This is a genomic window from Streptomyces sp. NPDC051913, from assembly GCF_044593635.1.
GTDB lineage: Bacteria > Actinomycetota > Actinomycetes > Streptomycetales > Streptomycetaceae > Streptomyces.
This window is the reverse complement of the sequence record NZ_JBIUCI010000003.1, coordinates 625,504-649,112: the sequence shown is the minus strand read 5'-3', so window position 1 is coordinate 649,112 and position 23,609 is coordinate 625,504. Positions and strand designations below refer to the sequence as shown.

19 protein-coding genes and 1 riboswitch are annotated in these 23,609 nt (G+C 69.8%); of the genes, 8 read left to right on the top strand and 11 right to left on the bottom strand.

From position 1 onward, the window contains the following. Positions 1-114: 114 nt before the first annotated feature. From ACIHIX_RS11995 to ACIHIX_RS11980, 4 genes are all read right to left on the bottom strand, one after another. On the bottom strand, positions 115-1,806 hold the full coding sequence (locus ACIHIX_RS11995) for a GAF domain-containing sensor histidine kinase (protein ID WP_399953451.1): 1,692 nt from the start codon (positions 1,804-1,806) through the stop codon (positions 115-117). 100 nt (positions 1,807-1,906) lie between these two features. Beyond that, a complete protein-coding gene (gene cydD / locus ACIHIX_RS11990; protein WP_399953448.1) occupies positions 1,907-5,473 on the bottom strand; it encodes a thiol reductant ABC exporter subunit CydD in 3,567 nt (1,188 codons plus the stop codon). A 12-nt stretch (positions 5,474-5,485) separates the two neighbouring features. After that, positions 5,486-6,490, bottom strand: a complete 1,005-nt coding sequence (cydB, locus tag ACIHIX_RS11985; RefSeq protein ID WP_399953445.1) for a cytochrome d ubiquinol oxidase subunit II — start codon at positions 6,488-6,490, stop codon at positions 5,486-5,488. An 18-nt stretch (positions 6,491-6,508) separates the two neighbouring features. Continuing rightward, positions 6,509-8,023 (bottom strand): cytochrome ubiquinol oxidase subunit I, encoded by a 1,515-nt coding sequence (locus tag ACIHIX_RS11980; protein ID WP_399953442.1) that lies wholly within the window; start codon positions 8,021-8,023, stop codon positions 6,509-6,511. 226 nt (positions 8,024-8,249) lie between these two features. Between ACIHIX_RS11980 and ACIHIX_RS11975 the strand changes: the two genes are divergently transcribed. Next, complete coding sequence (locus ACIHIX_RS11975; protein ID WP_399953439.1) at positions 8,250-8,624, top strand: cyclophilin-like fold protein; 375 nt, start codon at positions 8,250-8,252, stop codon at positions 8,622-8,624. Here ACIHIX_RS11975 and hisC read toward each other — a convergent pair. Then, complete coding sequence (gene hisC, locus ACIHIX_RS11970) at positions 8,621-9,700, bottom strand: histidinol-phosphate transaminase (RefSeq protein ID WP_399953436.1); 1,080 nt, start codon at positions 9,698-9,700, stop codon at positions 8,621-8,623. The two genes, ACIHIX_RS11975 and hisC, sit on opposite strands and share 4 nt — an antisense overlap. Before the next feature lie 428 nt (positions 9,701-10,128). Between hisC and ACIHIX_RS11965 the strand changes: the two genes are divergently transcribed. From ACIHIX_RS11965 to ACIHIX_RS11955, 3 genes are all read left to right on the top strand, one after another. Further along, positions 10,129-11,241: a LacI family DNA-binding transcriptional regulator gene (locus ACIHIX_RS11965; RefSeq protein ID WP_329337166.1), complete on the top strand. Its 1,113-nt coding sequence runs from the start codon at positions 10,129-10,131 to the stop codon at positions 11,239-11,241. Between the two features lie 399 nt (positions 11,242-11,640). Continuing rightward, positions 11,641-12,723 carry a metallophosphoesterase gene (locus tag ACIHIX_RS11960; protein ID WP_399953433.1) on the top strand — a complete coding sequence of 361 codons (1,083 nt, stop codon included), beginning with the start codon at positions 11,641-11,643 and terminating at the stop codon, positions 12,721-12,723. 193 nt (positions 12,724-12,916) lie between these two features. Beyond that, positions 12,917-13,783, top strand: coding sequence for a hypothetical protein (locus tag ACIHIX_RS11955; protein WP_399953430.1), 867 nt, complete (start codon positions 12,917-12,919; stop codon positions 13,781-13,783). Positions 13,784-13,896: 113 nt separating this feature from the next. Here ACIHIX_RS11955 and ACIHIX_RS11950 read toward each other — a convergent pair whose 3' ends face one another. Together ACIHIX_RS11950 and thiC are read right to left on the bottom strand one after the other, a co-directional pair. Continuing rightward, positions 13,897-14,919, bottom strand: coding sequence for a hypothetical protein (locus ACIHIX_RS11950; RefSeq protein WP_399953427.1), 1,023 nt, complete (start codon positions 14,917-14,919; stop codon positions 13,897-13,899). An 88-nt stretch (positions 14,920-15,007) separates the two neighbouring features. After that, the gene (gene thiC, locus ACIHIX_RS11945) at positions 15,008-16,831 is read right to left on the bottom strand and encodes a phosphomethylpyrimidine synthase ThiC (RefSeq protein WP_399953424.1); all 1,824 of its coding nucleotides are present in this window, start codon (positions 16,829-16,831) and stop codon (positions 15,008-15,010) included. Then, positions 16,824-17,013: riboswitch (TPP riboswitch) on the bottom strand. Its footprint overlaps the gene before it by 8 nt. A 392-nt stretch (positions 17,014-17,405) precedes the next feature. Between thiC and ACIHIX_RS11940 the strand changes: the two genes are divergently transcribed. Beyond that, a complete protein-coding gene (locus ACIHIX_RS11940; protein WP_399953795.1) occupies positions 17,406-19,022 on the top strand; it encodes a YibE/F family protein in 1,617 nt (538 codons plus the stop codon). 166 nt (positions 19,023-19,188) lie between these two features. On the opposite strand, the gene ACIHIX_RS11935 is transcribed toward ACIHIX_RS11940, so the two are convergent. The 4 genes from ACIHIX_RS11935 to ACIHIX_RS11920 form a co-directional block, all read right to left on the bottom strand. Then, the gene (locus ACIHIX_RS11935; RefSeq protein WP_399953421.1) at positions 19,189-19,626 is read right to left on the bottom strand and encodes an SsgA family sporulation/cell division regulator; all 438 of its coding nucleotides are present in this window, start codon (positions 19,624-19,626) and stop codon (positions 19,189-19,191) included. Positions 19,627-19,724: 98 nt separating this feature from the next. Continuing rightward, positions 19,725-20,450 carry an IclR family transcriptional regulator gene (locus ACIHIX_RS11930; protein WP_399953418.1) on the bottom strand — a complete coding sequence of 242 codons (726 nt, stop codon included), beginning with the start codon at positions 20,448-20,450 and terminating at the stop codon, positions 19,725-19,727. Positions 20,451-20,807: 357 nt separating this feature from the next. After that, entirely contained in the window at positions 20,808-21,020 is a 213-nt protein-coding gene (locus ACIHIX_RS11925; RefSeq protein WP_329337157.1) for a DUF5326 family protein, read from the bottom strand. Positions 21,021-21,169: 149 nt separating this feature from the next. Next, on the bottom strand, positions 21,170-21,487 hold the full coding sequence (locus ACIHIX_RS11920) for a cupin domain-containing protein (protein ID WP_329337155.1): 318 nt from the start codon (positions 21,485-21,487) through the stop codon (positions 21,170-21,172). A 60-nt stretch (positions 21,488-21,547) separates the two neighbouring features. Here ACIHIX_RS11920 and ACIHIX_RS11915 point away from each other — a divergent pair, with 60 nt between their 5' ends. Genes ACIHIX_RS11915 through ACIHIX_RS11905 form a run of 3 tightly spaced genes read left to right on the top strand, consistent with a single transcriptional unit; the run spans position 21,548 to position 23,561 of the window. Further along, entirely contained in the window at positions 21,548-21,925 is a 378-nt protein-coding gene (locus ACIHIX_RS11915) for a phage holin family protein (RefSeq protein WP_097266196.1), read from the top strand. A gap of 8 nt (positions 21,926-21,933) precedes the next feature. Further along, entirely contained in the window at positions 21,934-22,425 is a 492-nt protein-coding gene (locus tag ACIHIX_RS11910) for a low molecular weight protein-tyrosine-phosphatase (RefSeq protein ID WP_399953413.1), read from the top strand. Continuing rightward, positions 22,422-23,561, top strand: coding sequence for a cystathionine gamma-lyase (locus tag ACIHIX_RS11905; RefSeq protein ID WP_399953411.1), 1,140 nt, complete (start codon positions 22,422-22,424; stop codon positions 23,559-23,561). Before ACIHIX_RS11910 ends, ACIHIX_RS11905 begins: the two co-directional genes overlap by 4 nt. Positions 23,562-23,609: the final 48 nt, after the last annotated feature.

Here is a 23,609-nt window from a genome sequence, read left to right as displayed (position 1 = left end):
GTCCTGTTGAAGTCGTACGGCCGGGGGACAGTGGAGCTCGGACGGGTCGGTCGTACGACTGAACGGACGCCGTGGGGATGCGGGAAGACGGGACGTCATGCCGTCCCACTGCTCTCACTGCTCCAGCGGGGCCTCCCACACCACCGTCGTGCCGCCCCCGTCCTCCCCGATGCCCGGCCCGTGCCGGCTGGCGCCGCCGAGGGACTCCGCACGCCGCCTGAGGTTCTTCAGGCCGCTGCGCCGGCCGCCCTCCGGGATGCCGACACCGTCGTCCGCGACGGTCAGGCGGACGCCCTCGCGCCCGTCCGGCAGGGTCACGGTGGCGTCGACGACGACATCGATGCGTGCCGCGTGGGCGTGCCGGAAGGCGTTGGAGAGGGTCTCGCGCAGGGCCGCGATGAGGTTCTTGCCGATGAGGTCGCCGACCCGGGCGTCGACCGGACCGACGAAGCGGTGCGTGGGCTTGAAGCCGAGCGGCACGGTGGCCGTGTTGATCTCTCGTAGCACCCGCGTGCGCAGTCCCGCGGGCGCTTCGGCGGGCCCCTGCTGGAGCGCGAAGATCGCGGTACGGATCTCCTGGATGGTGACGTCGAGTTCGTCGACGGCGTTGCCGACGCCGTCGCGCACCTCGGGCTCGACCGCTCCGCGCTGCGCGCCCTCCAGCATCATCCCGGTGGCGAACAGCCGTTGGATGACGAGATCGTGCAGGTCACGGGCGATGCGGTCGCGGTCCTCGTAGACCGCGAGCCGTTCCCGGTCGCGCTGCGCATCCGCCATCATCAGCGCGAGCGCGGCCTGCGCGGCGAACTGGACCGCCAGGGTGCGCTCGGTCTCCGTGAACGGCCGCTCCCCCCGCGCCCGGGGTGTGACGAGGGCGCCCAGGATCCGGCCGTCGCTGTGCAGGGGCACCATCATGGTGGGCCCGTAGCCGTGCGCCAGCGTGGTGATCACGCGGGGGTCACCGGCCGCGTCCTCCAGAAACACCGCCTGTCCGTCGAGAAGTTCGGCGACGATGCCGCTCTCCGGCGGGACGACGGTGCCCAGCATCGCCGACGGCTCGTCCCCGGCCACGGCGGCGATCTCCAGGCCGCCCTCGTCCGCGGGCAGCAGCACGATCCCGGCCGTCGCCCCCGACAGCCCACGGGCCTGCTCGGCGACGACCTGGAGGGCGTCGTCGGTGTCGCCGCCCGACAACAGGGCGGTGGTGACGGCGACCGACCCGTCGATCCAGCGCTCGCGCTGCTTGGCCGCCTCGTACAGCCGGGCGTTGCCGATGGCGATCCCGGCCTCCGTGGCCAGCACCCGGACCATGTCGAGGTCGTGGTCGTTGAACGGCTCGCCGCCGCGCTTCTCCGTCAGATACAGGTTCCCGAAGATCTCCCCCTGCACCCGGATCGGCAGGCCCAGGAAGCCACGCATCGGCGGGTGGTGCTCCGGAAACCCGCAGGAGCGCGGGTCGGTCGTGAGATCCGCCAGGCGTACCGGCTCCGGGTCCCGGATGAGTGCGCCGAGCAGGCCCCGGTGCCCGTCCGGCTGGCGTCCGATACGGCGGGCGGCCGCCTCGTCGACGCCGTGGTGGACGAAGTCGGCCAAACCGCGCCCGTCCTCGTCGACGACGCCGATGGCCGCATAGCGGGCGTCCGTCAGCTCGGCCGCGGTCTCGCAGATCCGGTCCAGCGTGGAGTGCAGTTCGAGTCCACTGCCGACGGACCGCATGGCCTCCAGCAATTGCGGCACTCGCGCGGTCAGCTCGGCCGACAGCGTGGACGGCAGCGGGCCGGTGCGTGGACGCGTGGTGTCGGACATGAGCCGAGCGTAATGAGGCCCATTTGATACGGAAAGTCGACATCTTGGGGGCCGATGGCTGGACAACGGCTCACGCCGTCGCGGGTGCCTCGGCGACGGTTCATGCCGTGAGCGCCAGCGCCTCCGACTCCGCCTCCCGCTCCACCATCCGCCGCAGCGGCCCCTCGACGGCGGCCAACTCTGCGTAGGTACCTCGCTGCACGACCCGTCCCTCGTCCAGGACGACGATCTCGTCCACCGCGTCCAGCCCGGCCAGCCGGTGGGTGATCAGCAGCGTCGTACGGCCCTCGGTGGCGGCCAGCAGATCGGCCGTGAGCGCGTCGGCGGTGGGCAGGTCGAGGTGTTCGGCCGGCTCGTCGAGGACGAGGACCGGGAAGTCGGCGAGCAGCGCGCGGGCCAGCGCCAGCCGCTGCCGCTGGCCCCCGGACAGCCGCGCCCCGTGCTCGCCGACCAGCGTGTCCACCCCGTCGGGCAGCCCGTCGGCCCAGTCGAGCAGCCGGGCCCGCCGCAGGGCGTCGCGCAGTTCGGCCTCAGTGGCGTCCTTCCTGGCGAGCAGCAGGTTCTCGCGCAGCGAGCTGTCGAAGAGGTGCGCGTCCTGCGCGCACAGCCCGACGAGGCGCCGAACGTCGTCCCCGTCCAGCGCGTACGCGTCCACCCCACCCAGCGTGTACGAGCCGTTCCCCGCGTCCAGGAACCGCAGCAGCACCTGCGCGAGGGTCGTCTTGCCGGACCCGGACGGGCCCACGACGGCGATCCGGCGGCCTTCCGTGACGGTGAGGTCGAGCGCGGCGAGGGCGTCCCGGTCCTGTCCGGCGTACCGTGCGGACAGACCCTTCAGGACGACCGGGAACGGGGAGTCGGGCGCCTCGCCCGGCTGCTCCGGCTCCCGTACGGGTTCCGGGGCGTCCAGTACCTCGTACACCCGCTCCGCGCTCTTGCGCACCCGCTGGCGGTACTGGACGGCGAGCGGGAGGCCTAGGACGGCCTCGAAGGCGGCCAGCGGGGTGAGCACGACGACGGCCATGGCCACCCCGCTCAGCCGCCCGTCGGCGACCGCCCGGGCGCCCACGAGGGCCGTGGCGGCGACGGTGAGGCCGGAGAAGAGCGCGGTGAGCCCGTCACCGAGAGCGGTGGCCGTGGCGGCGCGCGAGGTGATCCGCGCGAGCACTCCGTCGGCCTCCCGGGCCTCGGCGGTACGGGCCGGCAGGGCGCCGGCGACGGCCAGTTCGGCGGTCCCGGTCAGCAGGTCGGTCACCCGCGTCGCCAGTACACCGCGCGCCGGTGCCAGCCGCCGCTCCGCCCGCCGGGCCACCGCGCCGGTGACCAGCGGCACCCCGGCCCCGGCCGCCAGCAGACCCACGGCGAGCACCGCGGCGGCCTCGGGCAGCAGCCAGGCGGTGAAGCCGACGGTCGCGGCGGACACCGTGAGCGCCGCGCCCGCGGGCAGCAGCCAGCGCAGCCAGTAGTCCTGGAGGGTGTCGACGTCGGCGACGAGCCGTGAGAGGAGGTCACCTCGGCGGGTCCGGCGCAGCCCGGCGGGCGCCAGCCGCTCCAGGCGCCGGTACACGGCGACCCGGGTGTCGGCCAGCATCCGCAGCACGGCGTCGTGCGACACGAGGCGTTCGGCGTACCGGAAGACGGCCCGTCCGATCCCGAAGGCCCGGGTCGCCGTCACGGCCACCATCAGATAGAGCACGGGCGGCTGCTGCGAGGCCCGCGAGATCAGCCACCCGGAGGTCGCCATGAGCCCGACGGCACTGCCGAGCGCGAGGCTGCCGAGCAGCAGGGCGAGCGCCAGCCGACCGCGCCTGGGGCCGGACATGGCACGGACGCGGGCGAGGAGACCGCGGTTTCCCGCTGCCGGTGCCGCCTCGCAGGCCACGGTGTCGGCCGGGGAGTCGGCCGGGGAGTCGCCAGCCGGAGAGGCTTCCGCCTCGACCTGACGGCTCCCCGCCCGGCGAGGGTCCTGCACCGTTCCGGCCGCGGCGAGGACAGAGGACTCGGGCGCCGCGGACGTGGACACCGCGGGCTCCTCCAGCCGCACCACCCGGTCCGCCACTCCCAACAGGGCCGGCCGGTGCACGACGAGCAGCACCGTCCGCCCCACCGCGAGCCTGCGCACCGCCGCCACGACCTCGGCCTCGGTGGCCCCGTCGAGCGCGGCCGTCGGCTCGTCCAGCAGGAGCACGGGCCGGTCCGCGAGGAACGCCCGGGCGAGCGCCAGCCGCTGCCGCTGGCCGGCGGACAGACCGGCGCCGTCCTCGCCGAGCACGGTGCCGGCGCCCTGCGGCAGGGCGTCGACGAACTCCAGGGCTCCCGCGTCCGCCATCGCCTGCCGTACGGCGGCGTCGTCGGCCTCGGACCGCGCCAGCCGGACGTTCTCCGCGATCGTCCCGGCGAACAGGTGCGGCCGCTGCGGCACCCACGCCACCTGCGACCGCCATCGGCCGAGATCCGCCTCGGCGAGATCGACGCCCCCGACCAGCGCCCGTCCCTCGGCGGGCGCCACGAATCCCAGCAGGACGTTCAGCAGCGTCGACTTGCCCGCCCCGCTCGGCCCGACGAGCGCGACCGCCTCCCCGGGCTCTACGGCGAACGACACGTCATGGACGGCGTCGCCGGAACGCCCCGGGTAGCGAACGGTGACGCCCTCGAAGGCCAGGGCACCAGCCGATGCGCCGACCCGCACCGCGGCCGTACCCGCCCCCGGCACCGGCGTCTCCAGCACCTCGAAGATCTCCTCGGCGGCGGCCAGCCCCTCCGCCGCCGCGTGGTACTGCGCCCCCACCTGCCGCAACGGCAGATACGCCTCGGGCGCCAGCACCAGGATGACCAGGCCGACGTACAGGTCCATCTCGCCGTGCACGAGCCGCATGCCGATCGTCACGGCGACCAGGGCCACCGACAGGGTGGCGAGCAGTTCCAGGGCGAAGGAGGAGATGAAGGCGATCCGCAGCGTCCGCATGGTCGCCTGCCGGTACTCGCCGGTGATGCGCTTGATCGACTCGGCCTGCGCCTTGGCCCGGCCGAACACCTTCAGGGTGGGCAGCCCGGCGACGACGTCGAGGAAGTGCCCCGACAGCCGGGACAGCAGCTGCCACTGACGGTCCATCCGGGACTGCGTGGCCCAGCCGATCAGCATCATGAAGATCGGGATGAGGGGGAGGGTGCCCACGATGATGGCGGCCGAGACCCAGTCCTCGGTGACGACCCGCGCCAGCACCGCCACCGGCACGACCACCGCCAGCCCCAACTGCGGGAGATAGCGCGAGAAGTAGTCGTCCAGGGCGTCGATTCCCCGCGTGGCGAGCGCGACCAGCGATCCCGTCCGTTGTCCGCTCAGCCACCCCGGACCGAGCGCCGCGGCCCGCTCCAGCAACCGCCCCCGAAGCTCGGACTTCACCGCCGCGCTCGCCCGGTGGGCGGCGAGTTCGGTGAGCCAGGAGACCAGGGAACGCCCGCAAGCGACGGCCACCAAGAGCAGCAGGGGAGTGCGGAGTTCGCCGGCCGTGAGGCCATGCTGGAACGCGCCGACCACCACTTCGGCGATGAGCATCGCCTGCGCGATGACCAGCGCTGCTCCGACCATGCCCAGCCCGACGACCGCCACCATGAACAGGCGCGTGGCACGGGCGTAGCGGAGCAGACGCGGATCGATTGGTTTCACGTGAAACACACCTCAGTGCGTGGCTTCGGCGATGTGCTGCGTTCCGATGCGCTTGCGGAACACCCAGTAGGTCCAACTCTGGTAGAGCAGGACGATCGGCGTGGCGATACCGGCACACCAGGTCATGATCTTCAGGGTGTACGGGCTCGACGATGCGTTGGTGACCGTCAGGCTCCACTCCCCATTGAGGCTGGAGGGCATGACGTTCGGGAAGAGCGTCAGGAAGAGCATGGCCACGGCGGCCACGATCGTCACCCCGGAGAGGGCGAACGACCAGCCCTCACGCCCCGCCTGATTCGCCACCAACGCCGCGACCAGCGCGGCCACCGCGACCACGAGAGCGACCAGGCTCTTGCCGTCACCGCCGTCGACCTGCGTCCACACCAGGAAGATCAGCGCGCACACGGCCGTGACGAGGCCGACTTGGAGCGCCAGCTTCCGTGCCCGCTCCCGGATGTCGCCGACGGTCTTGAGCGCCGTGAACACCGCCCCGTGGAAGGTGAAGAGCGTGAGCGTCACCAGTCCGCCGAGGAGGGCGTACGGGTTGAGCAGGTCCCAGAGGGTGCCGACGTACTCGAAGTTCTTGTCGATCTTCACGCCCCGCACGATGTTGCCGAAGGCGACGCCCCACAGGAACGCGGGGAGGAGCGAGGTCCAGAAGATCGCGGTCTCCCAGTTGCGCTGCCAGTTCTCCTCGGGCCGCTTCGCCCGGTACTCGAAGGCGACACCGCGGACGATCAGGCAGACCAGGATGACCAGCAGCGGCAGATAGAAGCCGGAGAAGAGCGTGGCGTACCACTCGGGGAAGGCGGCGAAGGTCGCGCCGCCCGCCGAGAGCAGCCAGACCTCGTTGCCGTCCCAGACAGGGCCGATGGTGTTGATCAGCACCCGCTTCTCGGGCCGGTCGCGGGCCAGCAGCCTGGTGAGGATGCCGACCCCGAAGTCGAAGCCCTCCAGGAAGAAGTAGCCGGTCCACAGGACGGCGATGAGTACGAACCAGACGTCGTGAAGTTCCATGACTCGATCTCCCTGGGCCTAGTACGAGAAGGCCATCGGCTTGTCGGCGTCACGGGTGTCGCCGCCGATCTTCGTGGGCGGGTTGAGGTCGGCCTCGGTGAGCTCGGGGGGACCGGCCTTGACGTACTTCACGAGCAGCTTGACCTCGACGACGGCGAGGATGGCGTACAGCGTGGTGAAGACGATCATCGAGGTGAGGATCTCGCCCTGGGAGACACCGGGGGAGACCGCGTCGCGGGTCTGCAGGACGCCGTAGACGACCCACGGCTGACGGCCCATCTCGGTGAAGATCCAACCCCACGAGTTGGCGATCAGCGGGAAGCCCATGGTGAGCACGGCGATGCGCCAGTACCACCGGGTGAGCTTCGGGCCGAGGGCCTTCTTGCCTCGGGGCAGCACTACGAGATGCGGCACCTCGTCGTCGGCCACCCGCAGGTGCTGCGGCAGCATGAACTTCTTGCGGGTCAGCCAGAGTCCGAGCAGACCGATCGCGAAGGACGTCATGCCGAAGCCGATCATCCAGCGGAAGCCCCAGTAGGCGACGGGGATGTTGGGCCGGTAGTCGCCGGGCCCGTACTTCTCCTGTTCGGCCTTGTTGATGTCGTTGATGCCGGGGACGTACGAGGTGAAGTCGTCCTTGGCCAGGAAGGACAGCAGGCCCGGGACCTCTATGGCGACCCTGTTGTGACCCTTGTCGACGTCGCCGACGGCGAAGATCGAGAAGGGAGCCGGCTTCTCGCCGTCCCACAGCGCCTCGGCCGCGGCCATCTTCATCGGCTGCTGCTCGTACATGATCTTGCCGAGGGTGTCACCGCTGATCGCGGTGAGCATGCCGCCGATGATGACGGTGACCAGGCCGAGCCGCAGCGAGGTCTTCATGTCGCTGATGTGCTTCTTGCGCAGCAGATGGAAGGCGGAGATGCCGACCATGAACGCGCCACCGGTCAGGAACGCGGCGGACAGGGTGTGGAAGGCCTGGGCGAGAGCGGTGTTCTGGGTCAGCACCAACCAGAAGTCGGTGAGCTCGGCCCTCCCCTTCGCTTCGTTGATCTTGTAGCCGACCGGGTGCTGCATCCACGAGTTGGCCGCGAGGATGAAGTACGCCGACAGGATGGTGCCGATCGAGACCATCCAGATGCAGGCCAGGTGGATCTTCTTCGGCAGCTTGTCCCAGCCGAAGATCCACAGACCGATGAACGTCGACTCGAAGAAGAAGGCGATCAGAGCCTCGAAAGCGAGCGGGGCACCGAAGATGTCACCGACGAAGCGCGAGTAGTCGGACCAGTTCATGCCGAACTGGAACTCCTGCACGATGCCGGTGACGACGCCCATCGCGATGTTGATCAGGAAGAGCTTGCCCCAGAACTTCGTGGCCCTGAGGTACTTCTCCTTCTCCGTGCGCACCCAGGCCGTCTGCAGACCCGCCGTGAGGGCGGCGAGCGAGATCGTCAGGGGGACGAAGAGGAAGTGGTAGACGGTGGTGATGCCGAACTGCCATCGCGCCAGTGTCTCCGGCGCCAGAGCCAGGTCCACGTCGTCAGTCTCCTTACGTGCCGTGGTAAAGCGGCAGTTTGCCCCTTATGCAACACACATCAAGGGAGCAACCGGGACACGCTTGTGAACGCGTTCACATTCACAAGCCCAGTATGACGTACTGAATTTCGACGGACGGCAGGGGGGTCGTGTCTCCTGCGTCACCCCCGGCCGCCACACCCCGACCTCTTGGCAGCAACTTCAACATCTTGTTGAATTCCATGTCGTGCAGATACGACTCTCGTGGCCCTCGGGCCACCTCACCGCATCCCTCGACGACACCCCGACGGCACAGGCCCTCACCCAGGCACTGCCGCTCACCTCCACCGCCCACACCTGGGGACAGGAGGTCTACTTCGACACCGGCGTCTCGGTTCCACGTGAAACCAACGCCCGAGAGGTCGTGGAACCGGGCACCGTGGCCTTCTGGACCGACGGCGACGCCCTCGCTCTCCCCTACGGGCCCACGCCGATCTCGCGGGGCGACGAGTGCCGCTTCGCGAGTCCGTGCAACGTCCTGGGCTGCCTGAACGGCGACCCGGGCCTGCTGGCCTCCGTGCGGGACGGAGACCCGGTCCGCCTGGAACTGGCCGACGACTAGAGCTCCTTACGGAACCCTTCCGCCACCTTCAGGAAGATGTCGTTCGCCTCGGCCTCTCCGACCGTCACCCGCACACCCTCGCCGGGGAACGGCCGGACCACCACACCATGCCGGTCGCACGCCGCCGCGAAGTCGACCGTGCGCTCCCCCAGCCGCAGCCACACGAAGTTGGCCTGGGTCTCGGGCACCGTCCAGCCCTGAGCGCGCAGCCCCTCGACGACACGGTTGCGCTCACACACCAGCGAGCCCACCCGGCCGAGCAGTTCGTCCTCCGCACGCAGCGAGGCGATCGCCGCGTCCTGCGCGAGCTGACTGACGCCGAAGGGCACCGCGGTCTTGCGCAGCGCCGCCGCCACCGGCTCATGGGCGATGGCGAATCCGATGCGGAGGCCGGCGAGGCCGTACGCCTTGGAGAAGGTCCGCAGGACGCACACGTTGGGCCGGTCGCGGTACAGCTCCACGCCGTCGGGCACCTCCGGGTCGCGGATGAACTCGCGGTACGCCTCGTCGAGGACGACGAGGACATCGCTCGGCACCCGGTCGAGGAACCGCTCCAGCTCGGCCCGCTTCACCACCGTGCCGGTCGGGTTGTTGGGGTTGCAGACGAAGATCAGCCGCGTCCGCTCGGTGATGGCGCCGGCCATCGCGTCCAGGTCGTGCACATCACCCGGCGTCAGCGGCACCTTCACCGAGGTCGCCCCGCTGATCTGCGTGATGATCGGGTACGCCTCGAAGGACCGCCAGGCGTACATGACCTCGTCGCCCGGGCCCGAGGTCGCCTGGATGAGCTGCTGGGCCACGCCGACGGAACCGGTGCCGGTGGCCAGGTGGGCGAGCGGGACGCCGAAGCGCTCCGACAGCTCGTTCATCAGCCCTGTGCAGGCCATGTCGGGGTAGCGGTTGAAGGACGAGGCCGCGGCCGTGACGCTCTCCATCACACCGGGCAGCGGCGGATAGGGGTTCTCGTTGGAGGACAGCTTGTAGGCGACCGGGCCGTCGGCCGCGGCGGGCTTGCCCGGCTTGTAGGTGGGGATACCCTCCAGCTCGGCGCGCAGCTTGGGGCTCGTCTCGCTCACCGCAGTCCTCCTCGCGACCACCGGCGGCCCGTCCACGCCGCCGGCTTCCAATACTCCACACCTTATGAGGATTCGGCCTCGGTGCGTACAGGTGAGACGTAGGAGACCGCGAACCCCATCAGCCCCACAGGCATCAGGGGCATCACCGGCCTAAGGCAGACGAATCACAGGGCGCTCTCACATATATCTATGCGCCGGTAGTGCGCGCCGTGGCGCGCATCCCTCGTGAAGGTGAGTTGAGACCTCTTCGAAACATCGAGGACTTGGCAGGCTCATGCGTGCCGACAAGTCACGTAGTGCCATTGGATCGTTCAACTCCCTTTCATTCGAAGGGAATTGATGGGTTATGACCATGCAGAAACGTGCCTGTCAACGCGTGCATATGCGTCCGCACTACCCCACCGCATGAGCCCTACTATCGGCTCGCCATGACAGCAGCAGGGAAGCACCAGGTGAGCCGCGCGGAAACCTCACGTCGAGGCAGCCGACCGGGCCGGGCGGGCATCAGAGACGTGGCCGCCGCCGCCGGAGTCTCCATCACGACCGTCTCCGATGCCCTCAACGGCAAGGGCCGGCTCCCGGACGCCACCCGACGCCATGTCCGTGAAGTCGCCGACCGGCTGGGCTATCGCCCGTCGGCAGCGGCCCGAACCCTCCGTACCGGCAAGTCCGGACTCATCGGCCTGACCGTGACGACGTACGGGGATGAACCTTTCACCTTCACCGAGTTCGCGTACTTCGCCGAGATGGCCCGGGCCGCCACCTCGGCCGCGCTCGCCCGTGGCTACGCGCTCGTCATCCTCCCGGCGACCTCACGTCACGACGTGTGGTCGAACGTCGCCCTGGACGGCACGGTCGTCATCGACCCCTCCGACCAGGACCCCGTCGTCAGCGAACTCGTCCGGCAAGGCCTCCCGGTCGTCTCCGACGGCCGCCCGGCCGGCGAGCTGCCGGTGACCGCGTGGGTCGACAACGACCACGAGGCCGCCGTCCTCGGCATCCTCGACCATCTGGCCGACGCCGGCGCCCGCCGCATCGGCCTGCTGACCGGGACGACGACGGACACGTACACCCATCTGTCGACGACGGCGTACCTGCGCTGGTGCGAACGCGTCGGCCAGGACCCGGTGTACGAGGCCTACCCGGCCCACGACCCCTGTGCGGGCGCCGTGGCCGCCGACCGGCTGCTGGCCCGGCCCGACCGGCCCGACGCCGTCTACGGGCTGTTCGACCCGAACGGCACCGACCTGCTGGCCGCCGCCCGCCGCTACGGACTGCGCGTACCGGAGGACCTGCTTCTGGTCTGCTGCAGCGAGTCGACCGTGTACGCCAGCACCGAACCGCCCATCACGACGCTCTCGCTGAAGCCCCGACGGATCGGCACAGCGGTCGTCCAGCTCCTCATCGACGCCATCGAGGGGGTGGAGTCGGACCAGCCGGTCGAGCAGGTGATACCGACCGAACTGATCGTGCGCACCTCGTCCCAGCGGCGCCCGCCCCGGACGACCGTCAGCCCGCCCCGGTCGCCGGAGGAGAAGTAGCACTCCGGCCACGAGCAGCCGAAGCCCGGCCGGGAGTGACAGAACCCGGCCGGGAGAGGCGGCGGACCGGGAGCGGTCGGCGCGGGAGGGGTGACGGGAGCGGCGCACCGAGAGGCGTCCGTCCGGGAAGCGGCTGCGGGGCGACGCACGGAGGCTCCTCCGAACGGAAGGGGGCGCCGGGTCCACGGAAAGGGGCGACGGGAGTGCCGTCAGCAGGTGGCCGAAGCCCTGCCCAATCGGGGCGAAAGCCGCGGTGAACTGGACTCTTGCGCCGATTCACCACCCCTGGGTCATCACATGGCGCGATCCGCATTCCTATGATGGGCCCACGACACCGCGGGCCGCTGCGACCAGGCAGTCCGAAGCGGTGCAGATGCGGCGTGATGGTGGAGGGGTCTGATGACTCAGGGGGCCGGTCAGGGACCCGAAGCGGAGCGGACGGCGACGTTGCGCGACTTCCGGGTGCCCGCGTACGTCCACGAGACCGGTCCGTACGGCCAGAGCACACACCCCGGCGATGTCGCGCCGCCCCACGAGGAGGCGTATCCCGAGGGCTACCCGGAGGGGTACACCCCGACCGAGCGGAACCTGCCGGTCGTCAACCGCGGTGACACCCTCCAGGTGACCGTCGACCCGGCCGTGCTCCCGCAGCCCGTGGACGGGTCGGGCGCGCTGTACGTCGTGGGCGATGTCCACGGCTATCTCGACGAGCTGGTGGCCGCCCTCCAGGAGAAGGGCCTCCTGGACTCCGCGGGCAACTGGTGCGCCGGCACCGCCCGGCTCTGGTTCCTCGGTGACTTCACCGACCGCGGCCCGGACGGCATCGGCGTCATCGACCTCGTGATGCGGCTGTCCGCCGAGGCCGCCGCGGCCGGCGGCTACTGCAAGGCCCTCATGGGCAACCACGAGCTACTGCTGCTCGGCGCGAAGCGGTTCGCCGACACCCCGGTCAACTCCGGGGCGGGTACCGCCACCTTCCAGGCGGCCTGGCTGCTCAACGGCGGCCAGAAGACCGACATGGACCGTCTCCAGGACCACCATCTGCAGTGGATGGCCCGCCTCGACGCCATGGAGTCCGTCGACGGTCATCTGCTGGTCCACTCGGACACCACCGCCTATCTCGACTACGGCGACTCGATCGAGGCGGTCAACGACACCGTCCGTGAGACCCTCACGCGCAACGACGCGGACGAGGTGTGGGACCTGTTCCGCAAGTTCACCAAGCGCTTCTCCTTCCGCGACGAGGGAGGTGCAGACGCCGTCCGTTCGCTGCTGGATACGTACGGCGGCACCCGCATCGTTCACGGTCACAGCCCGATTCCCTATCTGCTGGGCGAGGTCGGCTCCGAGGACGGCGAGGACGGGGGCGGCCCGGTGGTCGAGGGACCGCACGTCTACGCCGACGGGCTGGCCATCGCGATGGACGGCGGAGTGACCATGGCCGGAAAGCTGCTGGTCCAGCAACTTCCGCTGGATATCTGAACGTTCACAGGGCAGACGATCCCCCATGACGGACTGAGCCGAGACGGCGCAGGCCAGGGCCCAATTTCTGGAAACCCCCTGTCACCCTGTGCCGTCACCGCTCTACCATCGGCTTATCCGTAGCAGGCTCCCCTCCGTTTCTGCCCGACGGCTCACAGTCATGCGAGCCCCAAGCCCTACGGAGCATCGGGGGATGCACATGAACAGCGTTCCGCAGCACCTGCTGAGCGAGGACCGCCAGGAATACGAGCGGATCCTCGATGAGGCGCTGCGCTCCGCCCCACACCGCCCGGAACTGGCCGCTGTGGGGCAGCGGCTGAATCCCGAACAGCTGCGCACCATGGCGCTGAACGCCACCGCGATCATCACGGCGGCCGCGGCGACCGAGTACCAGCACTATGTGAAGGTCCGCGAGGAACTGCGCCAGCCGGCGCCGTCCACCCCGACGTCCGTGCGCGAGACCGGCTCCGCGGAGTCCGGCTCGGGCGCGGCGGGGCTCGCCGCCACCATGGGAGAGGTCGCCGAGACGGCAGGCGCGGGTGCCGTCGCCGTCGTCGCGGTGCTCGCTCCCGTTCTCGCCGGGACCGCCGCGGCGATATTCCTGCTCGTCGGCTACATCCTGAAGATGCTCAATCCCGAACAGGCGTTCGCCAGAACGATGCTGACGACGGGCTGGGTCTTCGGCGCGATGACCGCGGTGGCCATCCTGGTCGCCGCGGTGGGGCTTCTTATCACCGCCCTGCGCAACCGCCCCTCGCTCGTCGACACCGGGCCGTACGCCGAGCTGACCGGGGAGGTCGCCCGTGCCAGGGAGGCCTGGCACGACGCCCTGCTGGAGCGGGGCGTGCTGCCCTTCCTGCGGGACGCCCTGGCCGACCCCGGCACCGCGGCCGCCCTGCACCGCACGACACCGCCGGCACCCAGCCGGATGCCGAACCTCGGCTACGGCCGCCCGGGCTTCAGCAGCCCGGACGACGGCTCCACGGGCTCCCGCCCCAGCTTCACCAGCCCGGACTACACCAGCCCGGACTTCGGCGGCCCGGAACACCAGCCGGAGTGACCCCGGCCTGCGCCCCTCGCCGCGGCGAGCCGCCTACGGGGGAGCGCAGGTCGGATGCCCGGCCGGCGGCATGGACAGGAGTAGGGGACACGCCTGTCCTCGCCGCCCGACGATCACTCCGCCATCGGCGGACACACCCGCTTTCCGGCCGCCGTGAACTCCGGAAGGGTGATGACGGCGATGGTGTCCGGCTGGGCCACGGCCAGGCGGGTGCCGTCCGGATGCAGGGCAGCGACGGGCGTCGGAATGTGGGTGACCCCGTAGCTGCCGTCTCTCTGGGGCACCTTCACGGTGGGCCATTCCGCCACCACCGCCCCGGACGTGACATCGATCAGCCGCGGGTGGCCGTACAGCGAGACGACCGTGTCGCCCCGCGCGATCAGGGTGCCGATGCAGAAATCGACCTTGCTGCGATGGATCCACCCCCCTGCGGAGAGCGACCACACGCCCAACTCCCCTGGGCCCAGGTCAGGGGTCTCCTCACCGTCGCGAGGCTCCCCTCCGGTCGCCACAGCCAGGCGATCATCGTCAAGCCAGCAGGCCGAGGCGACCTCCGCAGCGATGCCCGGTTCCACGGGCAGCACACCCCGGCCGTCGAGCAGTGCGGGGTCGGTCAACGCTCTGGTCAGATCGAAGACTTCGACCACGCCGCACGGATGCCACACCCAGCCCGCCGACAGCAGATGAGTCCCTCCCGGGCTCACCGCCAGCCGCGAGTGGAAGACGTCCTTGGGATGACGTTCGCCATCGGTGAGCCATTCTCCCGACTCCGCGTCCTCGATCTCCAGAACGTTGTATTCATCCGGGCAGTGGACCAGAACCTCGCGGCCGTCCTGCAACGCGCCGAGCGCCACCGGATAGTCGAAGACATCGGCCTGGTAGTAGCTCCGGTTCAGCTCACGGACGAGCTGATCGCCATCGAACAGCAGTGCCTTGGTCCCACGCTCGACATAGACGACGGAGTAGCGACCGGACGGGGAGACGACGCTCCGGTCGAAGGGAAACCCAAGGATGAACGAGGCAGGCTGCTCCACGCCGTCAGGACCCCATCGGCGGCCCCCACCCACCAAATCGACCAGATCATCGCCGTCCCACACCAGCGACTGCGCCTCTTCCGTCACCTTGAGAACGATCAAGACTCCACCCACCCCTCATCCCTGAACGCACGACGGCGCTGCCCCGAAGACACCGAGCCCCCTCCGGAGCAGCGCCGATGAACGGACGTCAGTCCGCCAGCGGCAGGTACACCCGGCTCCCGCTCGCCGCGAACTCCTTCGACTTCTGCAACATCCCCTCAGCGATCTCCTCCTGCGACGCCCCCTCGGCCGCCGCTCCACCGAACCGCTCGGTGATGCTCTGGCTGATCTTCATCGAGCAGAACTTCGGGCCGCACATCGAGCAGAAGTGGGCCGTCTTGGCCGGCTCCGCCGGGAGGGTCTCGTCGTGGAACTCCCGGGCCGTGTCGGGGTCGAGGGCCAGGTTGAACTGGTCCTCCCAGCGGAACTCGAAGCGGGCGTCCGACAACGCGTCGTCCCACTCCTGTGCGCCAGGGTGGCCCTTGGCGAGGTCCGCCGCATGGGCCGCGATCTTGTAGGTGATGACGCCGGTCTTCACGTCATCACGGTTGGGCAGGCCCAAGTGCTCCTTGGGCGTGACGTAGCAGAGCATCGCAGTGCCCCACCACGCGATCATCGCGGCGCCTATGCCCGAGGTGATGTGGTCGTACGCCGGGGCGACGTCCGTGGTCAGCGGGCCGAGCGTATAGAACGGAGCCTCCTCGCAGATCTCCTGCTGAAGGTCGATGTTCTCCTTGATCTTGTGCATCGGGACATGTCCCGGGCCCTCGATCATGGTCTGAACGTTGAAACGCTTGGCGATCGTGTTGAGTTCCCCGAGCGTCCTCAACTCCGCGAACTGCGCCTCGTCGTTGGCGTCCGCGATCGAACCGGGCCGCAGGCCGTCACCGAGCGAGTACGTCACGTCGTACGCGGCGAGGATCTCGCACAGTTCCTCGAAGTTCTCGTAGAGGAAGCTCTCCTTGTGGTGGGCCAGGCACCACGCCGCCATGATCGAGCCGCCACGCGAGACGATGCCCGTCTTGCGGTTGGCGGTCAGCGGGACGTAGGGCAGCCGCACACCCGCGTGGACCGTCATGTAGTCCACGCCCTGCTCGGCCTGCTCGATGACCGTGTCCTTGTAGATCTCCCAGGTCAGCTCCTCGGCACGGCCGTCGACCTTCTCCAGCGCCTGATAGAGCGGCACCGTGCCGATGGGGACGGGGGAGTTGCGCAGCACCCACTCGCGCGTGGTGTGGATGTTGCGGCCGGTGGACAGGTCCATGACCGTGTCGGCTCCCCAGCGGGTCGCCCAGGTCATCTTCTCCACCTCCTCCTCGATGGAGGAGGTGACCGCCGAGTTGCCGATGTTGGCGTTGACCTTCACCAGGAACCGCTTGCCGATGATCATCGGCTCGATCTCCGGGTGGTTGACGTTGGCCGGGAGCACCGCGCGCCCCGCAGCGATCTCCTCGCGCACGATCTCGGGCGCCACGTTCTCCCGGATGGCCACGTACTCCATCTCGGGCGTGATCTCGCCACGGCGCGCATACGCCAGCTGCGTCACCGCCTGGCCGTCACGGCTCCGGCGCGGCAGTCGGGGGCGCCCCGGGAAGACGGCGTCGAGGTTGCGCAGATTGCCGCCGCGCGGCGAGGTGTGCTTGATGCCGTCGTCCTCGGGACGGACGGGGCGGCCCGCGTACTCCTCGGTGTCACCGCGGCCGATGATCCAGTTCTCTCGCAGCGGGGCCAGGCCGCGGCGGACATCGGTCTCGGCCGCTGGATCGGTGTACGGGCCCGAGGTGTCGTACAGCGTGACCGACTGCCCGTTGGTGAGGTGCACCTGTCGGACCGGCACCCGCAGGTCGGGGCGCGAACCCTCGACGTACGCCTTGTGCCAGCCGATGGACTTCCCGCTCTCCGTGGACTCTTCGCCCTGAATGGGCTGTTCGTCCTGGCTGGAGGCAGGCGTGCGTGCGTCCTTGATGGTCATGAGACCTACTCCCTACGCCGGCATTACCCGGTAACAGGTTCGGCGGTCGACGCAGCGGCTTCCGTCCGCCGACGTTTCGTGGGGAACGTCACTCTCTGGTGACGACGTTCCACGTGAAACATCGCTGGGACGGAGGTCAGCGCCCTCTCAGCCCGGTGCTCCGAGCTCCCGCGTGTACAAAGGTGCCTCCACGCTAGCGTCAATTCGGGCGCGGTGAACAGAGGGCCCCTGCCGTTCTTGCGATGATCGGTCGGTGACCACGACACCTCAGCCCCCGTACCCGCCCGAGCCGCCCCGTGGCCCCGGCAGCAGAGGCGAAGCCCCTGGCACCAGGGCCGGGCAGGGTGCTGGGCACGGTTCCGGGCAGGGTGCTGGGCACGGTTCCGGGCACGGCCCCCGTCGCGGGCCGGACGACTGGAGCGGGCCCGCAACGGGCAGCTGGAACACGCCTGGACCGGGTGACTGGAGCAGGCAGGGTCCCGGCACGGGCGGCCCGGTCGGAGGCGCTCCCGGCGTCGGTGGCCCGGATCAGCGCGGTCCCAGGGTCGGTGGCCCGGGGCAGCGTGGTCCCGGCATCGGTGGCCCGGGTCACCTCGGACCTGGGCCTGGCGGCGGCCACGACGACCCTCACGACTCTCACGGCCAGCACGGCCAGCACGGCCAGCACGGCCAGCAGCACGCTCACGACCGCGATCACGGCCACGACGGCGATGTCGTACACCGGCACGGCACCGGCCCAGCCCCAGGCCCCGGCGGCGGTGACGGTGGGGGTGGAGGTGGGAGCGCCGGAGGGAACGCCGGGAACGGCGGGAACGGACACTCGCACGGCCACAGTCACAGCCACGGCCCGGCTGCCCCCGTCTCCCAGCACCTGCGCAAGGTCATCGCGGCGATCCTCATCCCGTTCGGCGCCGCCGTCCTGGTCGGTCTCGCCGTGCTGTGGCCCGGGGGCGCGCCCGCGCACGAGCGCACCGGCGTCGGATTCGACCGGCAGACCCAGCAGGCCACGGTCACCAAGGTCGACAAGGTGAGCTGCAAGTCCGTGAACGCCTCGGGCGGGACCCCGACCGGCGACACCTCCACCGCCGAGGGCTCCTCCGCCCAGCAGGAGGCCGACGGCACCTGCAAGAAGGCCACGATCCGGGTCGACACCGGCAAGGACAAGGGCCGTACGTTCACCGAGATCGTGCAACCGGACCAGTCACGTCAGCTGGACGAGGGCGAGAAGGTCGTGGTCGCTTACGAGCCCTCCGCCCCCAAGGATCTTCAGTACTCGGTCACCGACGTCAACCGCAGGCTCCCCATGGCGCTGCTCGCCGGGATCTTCGCGCTCGCCGTCGTGGTCGTCGGACGGCTGCGGGGCGTCATGGCGCTGGTCGCGCTGGCCATCAGCTTCCTGATCCTCAACTTCTTCATCCTGCCCGCGATCCTGCAAGGCTCGAACCCGCTGGTCGTGGCCGTGGTCGGGGCGAGTGCCATCATGCTGATCGCGCTGTATCTGTGTCACGGGCTGTCGGCGAGAACCTCCGTGGCGGTGCTCGGCACGCTGATCTCGCTGGTGCTGATCGGCGTTCTCGGCTCGCTGTTCATCGGCTGGGCGGCGCTGACCGGCAACACGGACGACAACACCGGTCTTATTCACGGGCTTTTTCCGTCGATCGACATGAGCGGTCTGCTGCTCGCCGGCGTCATCATCGGCTCGCTCGGTGTCCTCGACGACGTGACCGTGACACAGACCTCGGCGGTCTGGGAGCTGCACGAGGCCAACCCCTCGATGGGCTGGCGCGGGCTGTACCGCGCGGGCATCCGCATCGGCCGCGACCACATCGCCTCGGTCGTCAACACCCTCGTCCTGGCCTACGCGGGCGCCGCGCTCCCCCTGCTGCTGCTCTTCTCGATCGCGCAGAGCAGCGTGGGAACGGTCGCCAACAGCGAGTTGGTCGCGGAGGAGATCGTGCGCACGCTGGTCGGCTCGATCGGTCTGGTGGCGTCCGTACCGGTCACCACCGCTCTCGCGGCGCTGGTCGTCGCGGCCGACCGGCCGGGCTCCGCGACGGTTCTCACGGGCGGCGAGCCGACTCCGGCCGGGGCGGGCGCGAGGGTCCAGGCGGGAGCGTACGGTCCGCAGGGCACCCAAGTTCCGCAGGCTGCCGCGGCACGGGGCGGCCGTGGCCGCCGGCGCAAGCGCTGACGCCGGTCCGGCGGTGCGCCGCCGAAGCCCGAGGTCTGTGGGAACCGCGGCACCCAGGGACCCGCCTCCACAGAGGATCTGGCCAGCGGAGACCTTCAGAAGAAGCGTTCCTGCACAGCTCCAAGCCATCCGCTGAAGCGTTCCGCCTCTCTCCCGGCCGGGCGCTTCAGCCCGCGCTCTGCTCCTCCGCCAGGATGCGGTCCAGGGCCTCGTCGAGATGGGCGTCGAAGTCCGCGAGCGCCCCTTCCTGTCCCAGCGGCACCAGCTTGTCGGTGCGATCGAGGAAGGCGATGAGCGGCGCCGTCGACGAACGGAACAGCGCCTGGTCGGCACCGACCTGAAGCCGGATCAGAACCTCACCGAGCGTGTCCGCCTCGGCCGGCGCGATCCGCACATCTCCGTCACCGCTCGGCCGTCCCACGCCGTCGATCAGCAACTCACGCCCGAAGGCCCAGGTCACCGGCGCGTCCCCGGGCAGATGGAAGGTCAGTCGCACGGCATAGGGATCACAGGTCTCGTAGCGCAGCTCCACCGGGATACGGAAAGACAGCTCCTCGGAGACGAGAAAGCTCATCATGACCTCTGCCTGCACGGACTCGTCCATCGCCTACCCCGTCATCTGCGTTGACTGGCCGGGAATGATCCCTTTGACACTGTAGGAATCTTGCTGAACGTATACGGGAGATCACAAGGAGTGAGTTTTCAGATACTGATAGAGATCGCGAGCGACCCCAGGAGCTGTCCGATCTCGCTCTGTAGCCGACGGGTGGCGACTAGCAGTCGATCGGCCTGGTGGGAAGGGAGAGAAATGGCCATCGTCGCGGCGGTCGGCCCGATGGTGATCGGAATCGCCGCGCACACCGTCCCGAGCGCGTACTCCTGCTCTTCGAAGACCGGGTCCATCCGCCCCATCCGGTCCAGCCGCCGGAGCAGCACATGGCTGTCGCGCACGGTGTAGGGGGTGATGGCCTGTACGGGGTAGCGCTCGAGGTGGTCGCGGCGGGCGCTCTCGTCGAGTTGGGAGAGCAGGCACTGACCGATGGCGTGCGCGTGTCCGGTCTCACGGAAGTCGGCCCACTCCTCGACCGCGGGATTGCCCGGGGTGTCGGAGACGCACATGACCTCGATCTCGCCGTCGCGGTACATGGCGTAGTACACGGGTACGCCGATCACGTCCCGCCAGTGCGCGAGGGCCTCGACGACGGTGCTGCGACGTTTCTCCTGGGCTCCGCTGCTGCTCAGTCGCTCGGCCGCCGCGCCGAGGAAGAACAGGCCCTTGTCGCGGCGCAGATAGCCCTCGTGGACGAGCGTGCGCAGCAGATGGTAAGCCGTCGGCAGGGCCAGGCCGGTCTCCCGGGCCAGTTGCTTGGCCGGGGCGCCGTGCTCATGTCCGGCGACGGACTCCAGCAGGCGCATCGCACGCTGCACGGAGCCGATGAGGGTTCCGGAGGGTGCTTGCTCGGGCGGATCCGGCTGGTCCGGGGTCGTCGTCCCGTCCCGTCGTACGGAACTCTCCGGTCGTGCCGGGGGCGCCGTCTGTAGGGGTACGTGAAGTTCTGCGGGGGCGGTGTCAACCGTGGCCAAGGGTCACTCCCGAAGCACGAGGGGGCTGCCCGTGCGGGGGGACACGGGAGGGGGTGTACGCCGCTCGCGGGGGATCGTCCCCGCGTCGAATTCCGGACTTTAACCGCCTGCCACCGCTCACAGACGGCCTGTGCCGGAAACTTCCCTCGCCCGAGGGAACCAGTGATTCCTGTTACCGATCACCGGCGCCCCACGCGCTCCTCACCAGTCGCTGCGCGACGAGGAGCTCGACGTGAACTTCCGTACGACATAGATGAGCCCGCCGACCAGGGCCACGAAGACCAGTGCCTTGAACAGCAGCCAGACGACGAAGTGCAGCACACTGGCTATCAGCCCGCCGAACACGACCAGGGCGATGACGGGCACCGCGATCCACTTCACCCACCACGGCAGTCCCGCGAAGATCTCACGCATCGCCCTTACCCTCTCTCGTCCCGGCTTCTCTTGTCGCCGGATCACTCCGATGTCCTGCTTCGATGCTAGGACGGGCAAGGGCCCGGGCGGGGGCTTCGCACCCCCCGTCCTCCCCTGATCGAACCCCTAGGGAACCCCGAGGTCGCGGCTCAGCTTTCCGGCGGAGAGAACACCACCAGGACCCTCAGGTCCTCGCTGATGTGGTGGAACTTGTGGGCGACACCGGCCGGCACGTACACCACGCTGCCGCGGGCCACCTGGGTCGTCTCCATCCCCACCGTGATCGCGGCACGGCCGCTCACAACGAAGTAGACCTCGTCCTGGTTGTGCGGCTTCTGTGGATCATGCTCACCGGCGTCCAGGGCGTACAGGCCCGCCGACATGTTCCGTTCCCGCAGAAACTGCAGGTAGGCGCCGTCGTTGGCGGCGCGCTCCGCCTCCAGTTCGTCCAGCCGGAATGCCTTCATCGCCGTTGTCCGCCCCTGTCCCACTGCTGGTAACCGATCTCTTCTGCCACGATCAGACACATGAAGAATTTTGTAGTCAAGACGATCGCCAACGCGGGCGCCCTGGCGGTCGCCGTGTGGCTGCTCGACAAGATCACCCTGACCGGTGACAGCACTGGTAAGAAGATCGGGACCCTGATCCTCGTCGCGCTGATCTTCGGCGTGGTCAACTTCCTGGTCAAGCCGATCGTGAAGCTGCTCAGCCTCCCGCTGCTGATCCTGACGCTCGGCCTGTTCACCCTGGTCGTCAACGCGCTGATGCTGCTGCTGACGTCGTGGCTGGCGGACAAGCTCGACCTGAGCTTCCACGTCGACGGCTTCTGGACCGCCGTCCTCGGTGGCCTGATCATCTCGATCGTGTCCTGGGCGCTCAACGTCATCCTCCCCGACGGGGACTGAGCCCGGGGATGACCTACCGCGTCTGCTTCGTCTGCACCGGCAACATCTGCCGCTCGCCGATGGCCGAGTCCGTCTTCCGCACCCGCACTGCGGAGGCCGGGCTCGACGACCGGGTCGAGGTCGACAGCGCCGGCACGGGCGGCTGGCACGAGGGCGACGGCGCCGATCCGCGCACCGTGTCCGTCCTCGAGGAACACGGGTACGACAGCGCCCACACGGCCCGTCAGTTCCGGCCGTCGTGGTTCGCCCGCCTCGACCTCGTGATCGCCCTCGACCACGGCCACCTCAAGGCCCTGCGCCGCCTCGCGCCCACCCCGGAGGACGCGGCGAAGGTACGTCTGCTGCGCTCGTACGACAGGTCGGCGGGCGACGATCTCGACGTACCGGACCCGTACTACGGCGGCATGGACGGCTTCGAGGAGTGTCTGGAGATGGTGGAGGCGGCGAGCGAGGGGCTGCTCGCCGCCGTCCGTGAACACGTGGAGGGACAGGCCGCATGAGCGAATCGACCGGGGGCACCGGGGAGGGCACGCGCGCGGTGCGGGCCGGGCTCCCCGAGCCCGTCAAGAACGAGCCCACCCTTCCCGGCCCGGTCTTCGCCGCCCACTTCCATCTGCCGGGCGACGTCGAGGGGCCGTACACCTACGGCCGCGACGAGAACCCCACCTGGACCCTGCTGGAGCGGGCCGTCGGTGAGCTGGAGGCACCCGGGCGGGACGACGTCCAGACGCTCGTGTTCGCCTCCGGGATGGCCGCCATTTCAGCGGTGCTCTTCTCCCAACTGCGCGCCGGGGACACGGTCGTCATGCCTGACGACGGCTATCAGGCGCTGCCCCTGGTCCACGAACAGCTGCGGGCGTACGGCATCCAGGTCCGCACCGCTCCGACCGGCGCGGACGCCCAGCTGGCCGTGCTGGAGGGCGCGCGGCTGCTGTGGCTCGAGACGCCGTCCAACCCCGGCCTCGACGTCTGCGACATCCGGCGGCTCGTGGACGCGGCCCACGCGCGTGGTGCCCTCGTCGCGGTCGACAACACGCTCGCCACACCGCTCGGACAGCGCCCCCTGGAGCTCGGCGCCGACTTCTCGGTGGCGAGCGGCACCAAGCAGCTCACGGGGCACGGAGACGTCCTCCTGGGCTACGTCAGCGCCCACGACGCCGAGGCGATGACGGCGGTACGACGCTGGCGCAAGCTCGTCGGAGCGATCCCCGGCCCCATGGAGACCTGGCTCGCTCACCGGTCGATCGCCACGCTCCAGTTGCGTGTCGAGCGGCAGAGCGCCAACGCGCTGGCGGTCGCCGAGGCGCTGCGGGACGGGCCGGAGGAGCTCGGGGTGCGCTATCCGGGGCTGCCGGACGACCCGTCGTACGAGATCGCCTCGCGGCAGATGCGCCGCTTCGGGTGCGTGGTCTCCTTCTCGTTGCCCACGCGCGCGCGTGCCGAGCGTTTCCTTCAGGCGCTGCGGCTCGTGGACGACGCCACCAGCTTCGGCGGGGTGCGCTCGACGGCCGAGCGGCGAGGGCGCTGGGGCGGGGACGCGGTGCCGGAAGGCTTCATCCGCTTCTCGGCCGGCGCCGAGGACACCGAGGACCTGGTGACGGATGTGCTGCGTGCGCTGCGGGAGTCGGTCGAATGACCGCTACACGTACCCATCGGTCGGTGTCGGGCTACGCACAACGGACGG

What these genes read in the sequence shown, in the direction of transcription:
- ACIHIX_RS11995 (WP_399953451.1), bottom strand. Translation starts at nt 1,806, where the DNA reads ATGTCCGACACCACGCGTCCACGCACCGGCCCGCTGCCGTCCACGCTG.
- cydB (WP_399953445.1), bottom strand. Translation starts at nt 6,490, where the DNA reads ATGGAACTTCACGACGTCTGGTTCGTACTCATCGCCGTCCTGTGGACC.
- ACIHIX_RS11965 (WP_329337166.1), top strand. Translation starts at nt 10,129, where the DNA reads ATGACAGCAGCAGGGAAGCACCAGGTGAGCCGCGCGGAAACCTCACGT.
- ACIHIX_RS11960 (WP_399953433.1), top strand. Translation starts at nt 11,641, where the DNA reads ATGACTCAGGGGGCCGGTCAGGGACCCGAAGCGGAGCGGACGGCGACG.
- ACIHIX_RS11955 (WP_399953430.1), top strand. Translation starts at nt 12,917, where the DNA reads ATGCACATGAACAGCGTTCCGCAGCACCTGCTGAGCGAGGACCGCCAG.
- thiC (WP_399953424.1), bottom strand. Translation starts at nt 16,831, where the DNA reads ATGACCATCAAGGACGCACGCACGCCTGCCTCCAGCCAGGACGAACAG.
- ACIHIX_RS11935 (WP_399953421.1), bottom strand. Translation starts at nt 19,626, where the DNA reads ATGGACGAGTCCGTGCAGGCAGAGGTCATGATGAGCTTTCTCGTCTCC.
- ACIHIX_RS11925 (WP_329337157.1), bottom strand. Translation starts at nt 21,020, where the DNA reads ATGCGTGAGATCTTCGCGGGACTGCCGTGGTGGGTGAAGTGGATCGCG.
- ACIHIX_RS11920 (WP_329337155.1), bottom strand. Translation starts at nt 21,487, where the DNA reads ATGAAGGCATTCCGGCTGGACGAACTGGAGGCGGAGCGCGCCGCCAAC.
- ACIHIX_RS11915 (WP_097266196.1), top strand. Translation starts at nt 21,548, where the DNA reads ATGAAGAATTTTGTAGTCAAGACGATCGCCAACGCGGGCGCCCTGGCG.
- ACIHIX_RS11910 (WP_399953413.1), top strand. Translation starts at nt 21,934, where the DNA reads ATGACCTACCGCGTCTGCTTCGTCTGCACCGGCAACATCTGCCGCTCG.
- ACIHIX_RS11905 (WP_399953411.1), top strand. Translation starts at nt 22,422, where the DNA reads ATGAGCGAATCGACCGGGGGCACCGGGGAGGGCACGCGCGCGGTGCGG.